Source organism: Halomonas sp. E19 (assembly GCF_052439355.1).
Taxonomy (GTDB): domain Bacteria; phylum Pseudomonadota; class Gammaproteobacteria; order Pseudomonadales; family Halomonadaceae; genus Halomonas.
On record NZ_JBNFWU010000001.1, the window covers coordinates 2,424,099 to 2,436,653 of the forward strand.

Consider the following 12,555-nt stretch of genomic DNA (forward strand, 5'->3'; position numbering starts at 1 on the left):
TGTACCGGAGAGAACGACATGAGCGAAGCACCCTGGTGGCTGGAAGCCGGCGCCGAGACCTGCCTGTTCTGCCTGTGCACCTTCCACTACGAGGCGGGTCATTACTGCGTCGACTGCGACCGGCCGATCTGCCCCGGCTGCGTGGCAGCGCGCTTCGCGAGCCGCGACACACTGTGCCCCGAGTGCCACGAAGAGGCATGCCGCAGTGAAGACGCTACCCGTCAGGAGGAGCGCTGATGAGCGCCCGGGCGCTGTGGAAAGGCGTGATCCGCTTCGGCGAGGTGGAGGTACCGGTGAAGCTCTACTCCGCGGTGCAGGACCGCAGCGTGCACTTTCGCCTGCTCCACGCGAAGGACCGCTCGCCGGTCAAGCAGGCCATGGTCAACCCCGAGACCGACGAGGTCGTGCCCTATGCCGAGACTCGGCGCGCCTATCGCACCGATAAGGGCAGCCTGGTGGTGTTCGACAAGGAAGAGCTTGAGGCGCTGGAGCCTGATACTGGCCGCGACATCGAGGTGCTGCGCTTCATGCCGCCCCAGGCCATCGACCACCGCTGGTACGACAGACCCTACTATCTGGGCCCCGACGGCAGCGAGGCGCTCTACGCCGCGCTGGCCGAGGCGCTGGGCAATAGCGGCAAGGAGGGGCTGGCGCACTGGGTCATGCGCAAGAAGAGTTACGTTGGCGCCCTGCGCCTGCATCGCGGCGTGCCGATGTTGATGTCGCTGCGCCATACCGAGCAGGTGGTCTCGGTCGACGCCCTCGAGCCGCCCGGGGGCAAGGCGCTGGACGCCAAGGAGCTGGGCATGGCGCGCCAGCTGATCGGTATGCTGGAGGCCGAGTTCGACCCCACCGAATACCACGACGACTACCGCGAGCGTGTGCTGGCGCTGATCGAGGCCAAGCGGCAGGGCAAGCGTCCCAAGGTCACGCCGATTCGCCGCCGCGAACCCTCCGACGATCTCACCAAGGCGCTCGAGGCCAGCCTGAAGAAGGAGCGCAAGCGTGCCTAGCCCCAGCAAAGCCAACACCAAGGCAAAGACCCGTCCGAAGGACACCGACCCAAAGGCGAACCGCAAGAAGAAGGAAAAGAGCGAGCCGCCCCAGGGTGAGGAGAAGGCACGCTTCCACACCAGCGGACCACGCCCGCTGTGGTCGGGCACCATTACCTTCGGCCTGGTCAGCCTGCCCGTCAACCTCTACCCGGCCAACCGGGCCAAGCCGGTGTCGCTGCGCATGGTCGACAGTGAAGGCACCCCGCTGGCGCGACGCTACTTCTGCGAGAAGGAGGCCCGCGTGCTCGACCACGACGAGCTGGTGCGCGGCTACGAGGTGGCGAAGGACGAATTCGTGGTGGTGGAGGACGACGAGCTCGATTCGCTGGCCCCGGAGAAGACCCAGGAGATCGACCTCAAGCGCTTCGTCGGCCTGGACGAGATCGACCCGATGTACTTTCAGCGTGCCTATTTCATGACCCCCGACAAGGGCGTGACCAAGGCCTACCGCCTGCTGGCCGAAAGCATGGAGTCCGCCGGGCGTGCCGGCATTGCCACCTTCGTCATGCGCGGCAAGGAGTACCTGGTGGCGATCATCGCCGAGCGCGGCATCCTGCGCGCCGAGACGCTGCGCTTTGCCGATGAGCTGCGCGCCCCCGCCGACCTGCCCCTGCCCAAAGCCGGCGAAGCCGACGCCCAGCGGGTCAAGGCCATGCAGCAGGCGATGGCGGCCCTGACCGAGGACGACTTCTCGCGTGACGAACTCACGGACCTGCAGAGCCAGCGCATCGTCGCCCGGGCCGAGGAGAAGCTCGCACGCGGCGAGGATGTCATCGCCCTGGCCGAGGAGCCCCGCCCGACGAGGCAGCGGAAGCAGGCGGCGAGGTGATCGACCTGATGCAGGTGCTTAAGCAGAGCCTGGCCGAAGGCCGTCCGCCCGGCCAGGCGACCCGCAACGACACTGGCCAGAGCAACGCGAACAGCCAGGACAGAGAGAGCGGCAAGAACAACGAGAGCGCCAAGAGCAACAAGCGCGACATGACCCACAGCGGCCGGCAGGGCACACGCAGCGAGGCGAAGAAAGGGTCGTCAGACCCGCACACCACGCGAAAGCAGAACGCCGCCCGAGGCGACGCCAAGGAGAAACCGCGCGGCAAGCGCCACGCCGCCACGTTGGAAAGCCTCAGCCGCAATGCGCTTTACGCCCGCGCCCAGCGGCACGACGTGCCCGGCCGCAGCCGCATGAGCAAGGCCGAACTGATCGAGGCGATCGCGAAACTGGACTAACACAAAACAGCCGGCCCTGGGGCCGGCTGAGAGTCGTTGGCTCAGGCTAGTGCTCAACGAATGGCGCGATTCTCGATCAGGTCGTCGACCACGCTCGGATCGGCCAGGGTGCTGGTATCGCCCAGGCCGTCGCACTCGTTGGCCGCGATCTTGCGCAGGATCCGGCGCATGATCTTGCCCGAACGCGTCTTGGGCAGCCCCGGCGCCCACTGGATGACGTCCGGCGAGGCGATCGGACCGATGTCCTTGCGCACCCACTGGGTCAGCTCCTTCTTGAGCTCGTCGCTGGGCTCGATGCCGTCGTTCAGGGTCACGTAGATGTAGATACCCTGCCCCTTGATGTCATGCGGGAAGCCCACCACGGCAGCCTCGGCCACGGCCTCGTGGGCGACCAGCGAGGACTCGATCTCGGCGGTACCCATGCGATGGCCAGAGACGTTGAGCACGTCGTCGACGCGGCCGGTGATCCAGTAGTAGCCGTCTTCGTCACGACGACAGCCGTCGCCGGTGAAGTAGTAGCCCTTGTAGGTGGAGAAGTAGGTCTGGATGAAGCGGTCATGGTCGCCCCAGATCGAGCGCGCCTGGCCGGGCCAGGAGTCGCTGATCACAAGGTTGCCGTCAACCGAACCCTGGAGCTCGTTGCCTTCGCTGTCGAGCAGCGCCGGCTGCACGCCGAAGAACGGCAGCGTGGCCGAGCCCGGCTTGAGGTCCATGGCGCCGGGCAGCGGCGCGATCATGATGCCGCCGGTCTCGGTCTGCCACCAAGTGTCGACGATAGGGCACTTAGCGTTTCCGATGACCCGGTAATACCACTCCCAGGCCTCGGGGTTGATCGGCTCGCCGACCGAACCCATGATGCGCAGAGTGTCGCGCTTGCTGGAGTCCATCACGCCGTCGCCGTGGGCCATCAGGGCGCGGATGGCGGTCGGCGCGGTGTAGAGGATGTTGACCTTGTGCTTGTCGACGATCTCGCCCATGCGACCGTGGGTCGGATAGCTCGGCACGCCCTCGAACATCAGGGTGGTGGCGCCGTTGGCCAGCGGGCCATAGACGATGTAGCTGTGACCGGTGACCCAGCCCACGTCGGCCGTACACCAGTAGGTCTCGCCGTCCTGGTAGTCGAAGATGTACTGGTGGGTCAGGCTGGCATAGACCAGATAGCCACCGGTGGTGTGCTTGAGGCCCTTGGGTGCGCCGGTGGAGCCGGAGGTATAGAGGATGAACAGCGGATCCTCGGCGTTCATCGCCTCGGCCGCGCAGTCGCTGGACTGCTTGTCGACCAGCTCGTCGTACCAGACGTCGCGGCCTTCCTTCCACTCGATCTCGCCACCGGTGCGCTTGACCACCAGCACCTTCTCGCAGACCTCGGTGCCCTGGCGGGTCAGGGCGGCATCGACGTTGTCCTTGAGCGGAACGTGCTTGCCGCCACGCACGGACTCGTCGGCGGTGATCACGAGCCGGGAGTCGGCGCCAACGATGCGCTGCGCGAGGGCGTCCGGGGAGAAGCCGCCGAACACCACCGAGTGCACCGCCCCGATGCGGGCGCAGGCCAGCATGGCCACGGCGGCCTCGGGGATCATCGGCATGTACAGCGTGACCACGTCACCCTTGCCGATGCCGAGCTCCTTGAGGGCATTGGCGAGCTGGCAGGTCTTGGCGTGCAGTTCGCGGTAGGTGACGTGCTTGGAATCCTTGGGATCGTCGCCCTCCCAGATGATGGCGGTCTGGTCGCCGCGCGTCTCCAGGTGGCGATCGAGACAGTTGGCGCTGGCGTTCAGGGTGCCGTCTTCGAACCAGCGGATGTCGACATTGTGCGGGTCGAAGGAGGTGTGCTTGATCTTGGTGGGTGCCTTGATCCAGTCGACGCGCTTGGCCTGCTCGGCCCAGAAGCCCTCGGGGTCGTCCACGGACTGCCGATACATGGCCTGATATTTTTCACGATCGATCCAGGCATTGGCGGCGACCTCGTCGCGTACCGGATAGAGTTTCTGTTGATCGGTCATTGAATAGCCTCTTCCAGGAGATGCACCCTCTCGGTGTATTCACCGGCCCGTTATTGTTGGCTGCGCCGGCACCTTGATGATGAGCAAGGATATACCGCCTGAAGCGGCCTTCCCCTTAGACCTTGGTATCAAGAAATTTCTGTTTCAATTCATAGAGTTGGAAGTCGACTCCGGGTCGACAAAGGGCTGATAGACCAAGGTCTGAGCGCAGCTCAGGCAGCGGTAGCGCCGCCCGCCGCGGGCCAGCAAATGGCGCCGGGAAGTGAAGAAATGGGCCTGGCATCCGCAGTGGTAGCGGAAGGGCGACGGGCTCGCGCGCCGGGTATCGAAGCGGTGGGTGACCCGCGGTTCGAGGCCGAACAGGCGGGCCATCACGGTGCGCCACTCCCGACCGTGAGGCCTGGCCTGGCGGCCGTCGCTCAGGTGCCGCACCAGCCAATGGGCCATCTCGTGCGGCACCACCTCAACCAGAAAGGCCTGGCGGTTCTCGCCCAGCAGCACCGGGTTGAAGCGCAGCCCGCCGCGGCCATAGTGGGCCTGGCCGGCACACTGGCCGCGCAGGTCGCACCAAACCTTCGGCCGCGGCAGCCCGGGGTGGTAGCGGCGGCACAGCTGCCAGGCGGCCTCCACGCGGTCCAGCAAGGCCTGGTGAAGCGCCGCATCGTCGAGGCGAGCGAGCCATTGTGGGCAAGGATCAGGCAGCGCGGGTTGTCTCATGGGGTGCTAGAATGACGCCCCGCCCCGGCGACGTCCAGCCCAGGCTGGCCGCCGCCCGCTTCACGAAGCCTTGCCACGAAGTCATGTCACGAAGCCATGCGAGAGGCCCAATGTCCGACACGCCCCTGCCCCAGCCCCTGCTCGAGGACGAAGAGCTCGAGCGCCTCGATGAATTCCTCGACTCGGAAAGCGTCGATCCCGATGCCCTAGACCTGATCGCGGCCCATGGCTTCCTCGTGGCCCTGGCCGTGGCCCCGCGGGAGCACGATGCCGCCACCTGGGTCGCCGAGCTGTTCCACGGCGAGCCGACTTTCGCCGACGATGCCGAACGCGGCGAGATCCTCGGCCTGCTTGAGAAACTGCGTGTCAATGCCATCGACACCCTGGAGCAGGGCGGGCTGCCCGAGCTGCCCTTCGACCTGACCCTGGAAGGCCTGCCCGCAGAGGAGACCCCGGTCGGCGACTGGTGCGCGGGCTTCATGGAGGGCGTGTTCCTCGACGAAGACGCCTGGTTCGCCCAGGACGAGGAGACGGTGGCCACGCTGCTACTGCCGTTCATGGCGCTGTCGGGGCTGTTCGATGACGAGCCCGACATGGCCGAGATGGTAGCGGACGGGGCTCGCCTGGAGTCGCTGGTGGCCCAGCTGCCCGACCTGGTGCTGGACCTCTACCTGCACTATCGCGTACCCCCAGAAACGCCCAAGCCCATGCCGCGTAAGAAGAAGCCGGCAGGCCGCGGCTCTGGCAAGGGCTCTGGCAAGGGCAAGCCGGGCGGCAAGCGATAGCCGATTACCGCAGCCGCGTCAGCCAGGCGTCGAAGGTGCCGAAGATCCACTCCTTGAAGCGCTGCCAGCGGGGTCGCTGCAGCCAGATCTGATAGGTGATCTCGCGGCTGGCGGCGAAGTTGCGCTCGAACAGCGCCGCCACCTCCCCGGCGAAGCGGGCATCCTCCACTTCCTGGTTGGCTTCCAGGTTCCAGTGCAGGCTCCAGTGGTCGAAGTTGCACGAGCCGACGCTCGACCACTGGTCGACCAGCGAGAACTTGGCGTGGATGAAGGTGGGCTGGAACTCGTAGATGCGCACTCCGGCACGCAGCATGCGGCGATAGAAACGCTGGCCGGCGTAGCGCACCCAGGGATGGTCGTGGTCGACGCCGGGCAGCAGCAGGCGCACATCGACACCACGCCGTGCGGCACGCACCAGGCGCAGCCGCAGGCTGAAAGTGGGTACGAAATAGGGCGTGCACAGCCAGATACGCCGCTGCGATGCCGAGACCCGCGCATAGAGGGAGTGGCGAATGGCCTGGTAGCGATAGCCCTGCCCCCACACCACGCGGCCACGCATGCCGCGGTAATCCTCGCGCAGGGTATAGGCCAGGCCCAGATCGCGCACCAGGCCGGGATCGCCGCCGCCGCGCGTCAGCGGGGAGTCCCATAGTCGCGAGAACAAGCGCACCCAGTCGGCCACTACCGGCCCCTCGATGCGCACCGCTACCTCGTACCAGGCATCGAGAAACTCGTCGACCGCCCCGAAGCCACCGGTGAAGGCCACCTGGCCATCGATCACCATCAGCTTGCGATGATCGCGGGTGAGGTTGAGCGCCAGCGAGTGAAAGCCCAGCGGATTGAAGAACCTAACCCGGATGTTGCACCGGGTCAGTCAGAAGTCCCCAGATGCCAGGCTCGGTGGGGATAAAAGGGATCTGGGGTGGAGTTTGGCTGCTTTTTGATCAAGTTCCTGTGCTCAGGGCGCACCTCCCCCACCCCCATGTCTTTTCTGTGCCGGGGACAGCACGCCGCGACGCTATCCCGGCACCAGCTTGCTGGCCAACATCAGGAAGAGGTCCTGCTCCGGATACTGGCTGTTCAACATCAGCCGAATGGTCCGTGTGTTGCGAGTGATGACGGCGCCGATCTTCAGCAGCTTCAGGCGGATGGTGTTGACCTGGGCTTGGGCGAAGGCGGTGCGCTTAAGGTAAATCCGACGCAGCCGCTCCAGGAGCAGGTAGGCCAGCCCCGAGAGCAGCAGTCGGTACTGATTGGACCACCATTGGTGGCAGCTGGTGCGGTCTGAGAACAGGAGCTGCTGCTCCTTGATGCGGTTCTCCATCTCGCCTCGGGCGCAGTAGCGGTGGTCGTAGAGCCACTCTGCGCTGCAGCCGCGCAGGTTGGTCACCACGTAGCGGGTGTTGAAGCCACGCCAACTGGTCTCGGATTTGACGACCACCTTTCGTCGGCGCTTCTTCCAGCTCTTGGCGGCGTACTCGATGAAGCCGAAGACTCGCTGCTTCTCACGGGTCTTCTCGAAGCGGATAGCTGACTCGTAGTCGATATCCAGGGCTAGCTTGGCCAGCCGCGGGTTGCCGGCGAGGCCGACGATGTAGTCGACACCGTGGCGCTCGCACCAACTGAGGATCAGCGGGCGGCAGAAGCCGCTGTCGCCGCGGAATACGACCTTTACCTCAGGCCACGCCTGGCGCAGCCGCCGAACCAGCAGGGCAAGAATGGCGCCGGCGTGGTGGGCGGCATCTCGGTAGGCCGGGCGAAGGTAGCTGACCAGCAGCTGATCGCCACAGAACACGAACAGCGGCAGAAAGATGTAGTGGTTGTAGTAGCCGTTGAAGTGCCGCCCGAGCTGCTGGCCGTGCACCCGGTCGTCGGTGGCATCGAAGTCGAGGTAGAGCGGCTTCTTGGGTGGCCGCCGGAACGAGCGGATGAACTGCTCGATCATTTCCTCGTGGATGGTGACCGCCCAGTCCCGATCGGCTTGCTGCTCGAAGCGACACAGCGTGGACTGGCTGGCCAGCACGCCGTCGGTATCGACGGCGGTCTGCAGGGCGATGTCGTGACGCAGCGCCTGGTGGTCGTTGAGATCCTCGTAGCCCAGCGCCAGGCCAAACACGCGCTGCCGAACCAGGGTTTCGGTGCGATGCAGGCAGCGTTGAGGATCGCGGTCATCACTCAGCCGGCGAGCGATAGCGCGGGTCAGGCCCATCTCGCGGTCGAGCTGCCGCAGCAGCAGGATGCCACCGTCAGAGGTGACCTCGCCGCCATCGAAGCTGGCGGTGATCTGACGGCCTTTGCAGCGTGGAAAGGTGGCGGTGGGCGTGGTACATTTTGTCATGGCGGCTGTGTCGGCTAATTCTTGGTTAGGCTCTTGAATTATAACCGATTTTCAGCCGCTTTTTTCATGCCTGGTGCAATATTCGGGCTAAGCGCCACTCCCGCTTCTTCCAGCCGCCGCCGGTCCTCTCCCGCCAGCCCCATGGCGCCATAGCCGTCCAGCATCAGCGCCACCTTCACGCCGCGCTCGGCGGCATGCGTGAGCGAGTCGATCAGCACCGAAGCCAGCTGCCCGGACTCCATCAGGTAGAGCTCGATCAGGATCGAGTGCTGCGCCCGTTCGATGGCTGCAAACATCGCCGGCAGGAAACGCGCCGACTCCGCCAAGAGTTCAAACCGATTACCATCCCGCCACACGCCATGCATGGCCTGCCCCCTCATCCGAGCCGTGATTGACGCACGTTTGCGTGTCGAGGGAAAGCACCTGACCCGGCCCCGGCGAGGCGTCTATACTGGCTTTTCGCCCCAAGCCGAGGCCGTGGAATGGTAGCTGGCACTTTCCTTCGCACCCCGTTGCGCCGCCTGATCAAAGCCTGGGTCGAGGCCCGGCACATCGAACCCGCGCCGCAGGCGCTGCCGCTGGACCCCTCGCTTCCCGTCGTGTACGTCCTGCCCCATGTCGCGCTCTCCGACACGCTGCTGCTGGAGACCCTGTGCGAACGCCATGGCCTGCCTCCCGCCCGCGGCCGCCACCTGATCGGGGAGGTCGCCCTGCCCGCCTGCCTGGCGCTGCCGGCACCGCAGCGCCGACTGTGGCGGCGCGGCAGCGGCCTACAGGCGCCCTTTCAGGAGGCGCTCGACCAGGTGGCGCAGCACCCCGGGACAGACCTCCAGCTGGTGCCCGTGAGCATCTTCTGGGGCCGCGCGCCCGGCAAGCGCTTCGGCCTCTGGCACCTGCTGGCGGCCGACAGTTGGCAGCTCACCGGCAGGCTGCGGCGGGCGCTGTCGATCCTGCTGCACACCCGCAGCGTGGAGGTGCAGTTCGGTGCGCCGCTGAAGCTCAGCAACCTGCTCGACGCCCGCGGCGCCGCGCTGGCCAACCGCAAGTGTGCACGCCTGCTGCGGGTTCACTTTCGCCGCATGCGCACACGCGTGCTGGGCCCGGATCTCTCGCATCGCCGTACGCTGATCGAAGGCGTGGCCAAGAGCCCCGAGGTTCGCGAGGTCATCGATACCCTGGCGTCGACCGAAAAACGTTCCCCGCCCGGCTACAGCGCCGCGCCCTGCGTTACGGCCACGAGATCGCCTCCAGCATGTCGTACCCGGTGCTGCGCTTCATGGACGGCCTGCTGCGGCGCCTGTGGAACCGGCTCTACGACGGCGTCGAGGTGCACGGGCTCGACCGGGTGAAGGCACTGGCCGGCGACCATACGCTGGTCTACGTGCCCTGCCATCGCAGCCACATCGACTACCTGCTGCTCTCCTACGTGCTCTATCGCGACGGCCTGATGCCGCCGCACATCGCCGCCGGGCGCAACCTGAACATGCCGATGATCGGCCCGTTGCTGCGCCGCTGCGGCGCCTTCTTCATGCGCCGCAGCTTTCGCGACAAGCCGCTCTATGCCGCCGTGTTCCACGAATACCTGCACCGGCTGCTGGCCCATGGCCATCCGCTGGAGTACTTCATGGAGGGGGTCGCTCGCGCAGCGGCAGGATGCTGGCGCCGCGCCCCGGCATGCTGGCGATGACCCTGCGCTCGTTCGCTCGTTGCAGCGATGCCTCGCGGTTCGCCTTCATCCCGGTCTATATCGGCTACGAGAAGATCATCGAAGGCGGAAGCTATCAGCGCGAGCTGCGTGGCGGCAAGAAACCCAAGGAAACGCCCTGGGGGCTGCTGCGCGTGCTCGGCCAGTTGCGCCAGCCGTTCGGCAAGGTGACGGTCAACGTGGGTGAACCGCTGGCGCTCGGGCCCTGGCTCGATGCGGGCGCTCCCGGCTGGCGCGACGAGGTCTCGCCGAAGCCGGCCTGGCTCAGTCAGGCCGTGCCTCGCCTCGGTGAAGAGCTGGCCCGGCGCATCAACGCCGCGGCGGCCCTCAACCCGGTCAACCTGGTGGCCCTGGTGCTACTGGCCACGCCCCACCGCGCCATCGAAGCCAGCCTGATGGCGCGCCAGCTCGCGCTGCTAAGCGCACTGCAGCGCCACTGCCCCGGCGGACGCGACTACAGCCTGCCAAGCGGTGAACCCGACGACTGGATCGCCCAAGTGGTCTCGCTGGGCATGATCGAGCGTCGCCCGCATGCGCTGGGCGATATCTTGGTGGCTACCCCCGACCAGGCCAACCTGCTGGTGTGGTATCGCAACAATGTGCTGCACCTCTTCGCCCTGGCGAGCCTGAGCGCCTTCGCGTTTCGCCACACGCCGATGCAGGACCTGGAAGGCCTGCTGGCCCGACTTGCCCCGCCCTGGCCAATCCTGGCCCGTGAGCTTTTCCTGGGGCCGGACGACCTGCACCAGGGGCTGCCCAGCATGCTGGATGCCCTGTGCAGTCAAGGGCTACTGGTCCCCTGCGAGGGCGGCTGGCAGCGCTCCCGGTCGCTCGAGGCTGGCGAGCAGCTGCGCCTGCTCGGGCGGCTGATGCAGCCCTCGCTCGAGCGCGGCTACCTGCTACTGAGCCTGCTGCTCGGCGAGCCTTCCGGCACGCTCGATCGCGAGGCGCTCGCCGAGCGCAGCCAGCAGCTGACTCAGCGGCTGGCCCTGCTTTCCGGGCGCGATGCGCCGGAGTACTTCGATCGCACGCTGTTCGCCAGCCTGATCCAGAACCTGGAGGCCGAAGGGTGGGTCCGTGAGGAGGCAGGGTACTGTGCTACGACGAGCGGCTGCGCAGCGCCGCACAGCGCACCGGCGAGCTGTACGACCCGGCGCTGAGGCATCGGCTGCAGCTCGTCAGCCATGGCTAGCGATGAGCGCTTGTGGCGTGGCGTAAAACCGGCGGGCAGCGCGGGAAAACTCCATCTCACGCCTTGAGCGAGCGGTGGACGTAGAGGTCGTAGCGGCTGGTCTTGCCTTCGATGACATGCTGCGGCGCCGGCCCTGCGATGGGCGGCGCCTTGCGCGGACGCTTTACCACCACGCGGTGGGTGGCGACATCGAGCGCCGCTTGCAGCAGCCGCGGCGCGTCGTCGTCGTCGCCGGCCAGCTCGCGAAACAGGCGCATCTCCTTCTTCACCAGCGCCGACTTCTCGCGGTGGGGGAACATCGGATCGAGGTGCACCACCTGGGGTGCGACACCGCTGGCGGCCACCAGCGCCGCCAGATCGCGGGTGGCGTCGCCATGTGCCAGGTGCATGCGGGCGACGATCTCGGCCGTGTCGGCATCCCGGGCGGCACGTGCCAGGCCGTCTTCTAGCAGCGCGTGGATCTGAGCCACACGCTCCACGAGCAGCACCTCGGCACCGAGGCTCGCCAACACGAAGGCATCTCGGCCAAGGCCGGCGGTGGCGTCGACCACGCTGGGCGTGACCCCGGCGGCAAGGCCGCAGGCGCGGGCGATTAGCTGGCCGCGGCCGCCGCCGAAGCGGCGCCGGTGAGCGGCTCGCCCCTCGGCGAAATCGACGCGCAGCGGCTTGCCATGGCGAACCGGGTCACCGATCAGCACCAGGGCACCCTCTTCACGACGCAGGACCAGCTTTTCTGCCGGCTCCGCTGACACCCTCGGGTCGCCGCGGCTCATCCGCCCTTCTGCCATGCGACCTGGTCACGTAGGTAGATCGGCTGGCTCTCGTGGGGAGCCGGACGCATGCCCAGCGCAAAATCGCGCGCGGCCAGCAGCACCATGGCTTCGGCGGCCGGCTCTGCGGTGCTGTCGAAGCGCGTCACCGCGGCCTGGACGGCGGCCGGCATCGCATCGCGCAGCGCCCAGCCGGAGCCGATGCCGTACCAGTCGGCCGTTTCGTCCAGCGCCGACAGCACAAGACGCTGCGGTGCAAGCACCGCTTCATCCAGCAGCGCCTCGGTGGCACCCGCACGGCAGCGCCAGGCGGCCACGTAAATCTCGCCCATGCGCGCATCCAGCGCCGTCACTGCATGCTCGACGCCGTCGCGCCGATGGGCGGCCAGCGCCAGCGCTTCAAGGGTCGACACCCCCAGCAGGGGCCGCTCCAGGCCGTAAGCCAGGCCCTGCGCGGTGCCTGCTGCGATACGCAGCCCGGTAAACGAGCCGGGGCCACGGCCATAGGCCACGGCATCCAGCGCCGACGGCGCGATGCCCGCCTCGGCAAGCACCTCGTCGACCATCGGCAGTAGCCGCCGGGTGTGTTCGCGCGGCGTGAGCGCGAAGCGCGAGACCAGGGTGGCCTCGTGCCCCTCACGCTGGAGCAACAGGGCAGCGGAGCAGGCACTGGAAGAGGCGTCGAGCGCCAGCAGAATCGGCATAGCGGGATTTCGCTCGGGAATGGGAATGGGGCGAACATTATACGTTGCCGCCGGGCGCG

General features: G+C 67.0%; 14 protein-coding genes and 1 pseudogene. 8 read left to right on the forward strand and 7 right to left on the reverse strand.

The window, feature by feature from the left end; translation table 11 throughout:
* Positions 1 to 18 precede the first annotated feature (18 nt).
* The 4 genes from ACUDAL_RS12710 to ACUDAL_RS12725 are packed head-to-tail and all read left to right on the forward strand — an operon-like array spanning position 19 to position 2,282.
* Positions 19 to 237 carry a hypothetical protein gene (locus ACUDAL_RS12710; protein ID WP_444678373.1) on the forward strand — a complete coding sequence of 73 codons (219 nt, stop codon included), beginning with the start codon at positions 19 to 21 and terminating at the stop codon, positions 235 to 237.
* The gene (gene ku / locus ACUDAL_RS12715) at positions 237 to 1,013 is read left to right on the forward strand and encodes a non-homologous end joining protein Ku (protein WP_444678374.1); all 777 of its coding nucleotides are present in this window, start codon (positions 237 to 239) and stop codon (positions 1,011 to 1,013) included. The genes ACUDAL_RS12710 and ku (ACUDAL_RS12715) overlap by 1 nt, the downstream gene beginning before the upstream one ends.
* On the forward strand, positions 1,006 to 1,884 hold the full coding sequence (gene ku, locus ACUDAL_RS12720; protein WP_444678375.1) for a non-homologous end joining protein Ku: 879 nt from the start codon (positions 1,006 to 1,008) through the stop codon (positions 1,882 to 1,884). Before ku (ACUDAL_RS12715) ends, ku (ACUDAL_RS12720) begins: the two co-directional genes overlap by 8 nt.
* Positions 1,881 to 2,282: a hypothetical protein gene (locus ACUDAL_RS12725; protein ID WP_444678376.1), complete on the forward strand. Its 402-nt coding sequence runs from the start codon at positions 1,881 to 1,883 to the stop codon at positions 2,280 to 2,282. Before ku (ACUDAL_RS12720) ends, ACUDAL_RS12725 begins: the two co-directional genes overlap by 4 nt.
* A 53-nt stretch (positions 2,283 to 2,335) precedes the next feature.
* On the opposite strand, the gene acs is transcribed toward ACUDAL_RS12725, so the two are convergent.
* Entirely contained in the window at positions 2,336 to 4,285 is a 1,950-nt protein-coding gene (acs, locus tag ACUDAL_RS12730; RefSeq protein ID WP_444678377.1) for an acetate--CoA ligase, read from the reverse strand.
* A gap of 144 nt (positions 4,286 to 4,429) precedes the next feature.
* Positions 4,430 to 5,002: a SprT family zinc-dependent metalloprotease gene (locus tag ACUDAL_RS12735; RefSeq protein ID WP_444678378.1), complete on the reverse strand. Its 573-nt coding sequence runs from the start codon at positions 5,000 to 5,002 to the stop codon at positions 4,430 to 4,432.
* 110 nt (positions 5,003 to 5,112) lie between these two features.
* Here ACUDAL_RS12735 and ACUDAL_RS12740 point away from each other — a divergent pair, with 110 nt between their 5' ends.
* Positions 5,113 to 5,787: a YecA/YgfB family protein gene (locus tag ACUDAL_RS12740; RefSeq protein WP_444678379.1), complete on the forward strand. Its 675-nt coding sequence runs from the start codon at positions 5,113 to 5,115 to the stop codon at positions 5,785 to 5,787.
* Positions 5,788 to 5,791: 4 nt separating this feature from the next.
* Here ACUDAL_RS12740 and ACUDAL_RS12745 read toward each other — a convergent pair.
* The 3 genes and pseudogenes from ACUDAL_RS12745 to ACUDAL_RS12755 all read right to left on the reverse strand — a co-directional run.
* Positions 5,792 to 6,640: pseudogene (locus ACUDAL_RS12745) on the reverse strand (phospholipase D-like domain-containing protein); the annotation flags it as partial.
* 165 nt (positions 6,641 to 6,805) lie between these two features.
* On the reverse strand, positions 6,806 to 8,125 hold the full coding sequence (locus ACUDAL_RS12750) for an IS1380 family transposase (protein ID WP_444677628.1): 1,320 nt from the start codon (positions 8,123 to 8,125) through the stop codon (positions 6,806 to 6,808).
* A 38-nt stretch (positions 8,126 to 8,163) separates the two neighbouring features.
* Positions 8,164 to 8,490, reverse strand: coding sequence for a phospholipase D-like domain-containing protein (locus ACUDAL_RS12755; protein ID WP_444678380.1), 327 nt, complete (start codon positions 8,488 to 8,490; stop codon positions 8,164 to 8,166).
* A gap of 117 nt (positions 8,491 to 8,607) precedes the next feature.
* On the opposite strand from ACUDAL_RS12755, the gene ACUDAL_RS12760 reads away from it, so the two are divergent.
* From ACUDAL_RS12760 to ACUDAL_RS12770, 3 genes are read left to right on the forward strand one after another with little or no spacing between them, the layout of a single operon-like run.
* The gene (locus tag ACUDAL_RS12760) at positions 8,608 to 9,474 is read left to right on the forward strand and encodes a hypothetical protein (RefSeq protein ID WP_444678381.1); all 867 of its coding nucleotides are present in this window, start codon (positions 8,608 to 8,610) and stop codon (positions 9,472 to 9,474) included.
* A complete protein-coding gene (locus ACUDAL_RS12765) occupies positions 9,402 to 9,812 on the forward strand; it encodes a 1-acyl-sn-glycerol-3-phosphate acyltransferase (protein WP_444678382.1) in 411 nt (136 codons plus the stop codon). Before ACUDAL_RS12760 ends, ACUDAL_RS12765 begins: the two co-directional genes overlap by 73 nt.
* A complete protein-coding gene (locus ACUDAL_RS12770; RefSeq protein WP_444678383.1) occupies positions 9,779 to 10,990 on the forward strand; it encodes a hypothetical protein in 1,212 nt (403 codons plus the stop codon). The genes ACUDAL_RS12765 and ACUDAL_RS12770 overlap by 34 nt, the downstream gene beginning before the upstream one ends.
* A gap of 88 nt (positions 10,991 to 11,078) precedes the next feature.
* On the opposite strand, the gene ACUDAL_RS12775 is transcribed toward ACUDAL_RS12770, so the two are convergent.
* Positions 11,079 to 11,795 (reverse strand): class I SAM-dependent methyltransferase, encoded by a 717-nt coding sequence (locus ACUDAL_RS12775; RefSeq protein WP_444678384.1) that lies wholly within the window; start codon positions 11,793 to 11,795, stop codon positions 11,079 to 11,081.
* Complete coding sequence (tsaB, locus tag ACUDAL_RS12780) at positions 11,792 to 12,496, reverse strand: tRNA (adenosine(37)-N6)-threonylcarbamoyltransferase complex dimerization subunit type 1 TsaB (RefSeq protein WP_444679377.1); 705 nt, start codon at positions 12,494 to 12,496, stop codon at positions 11,792 to 11,794. The genes ACUDAL_RS12775 and tsaB overlap by 4 nt, the downstream gene beginning before the upstream one ends.
* Positions 12,497 to 12,555: the final 59 nt, after the last annotated feature.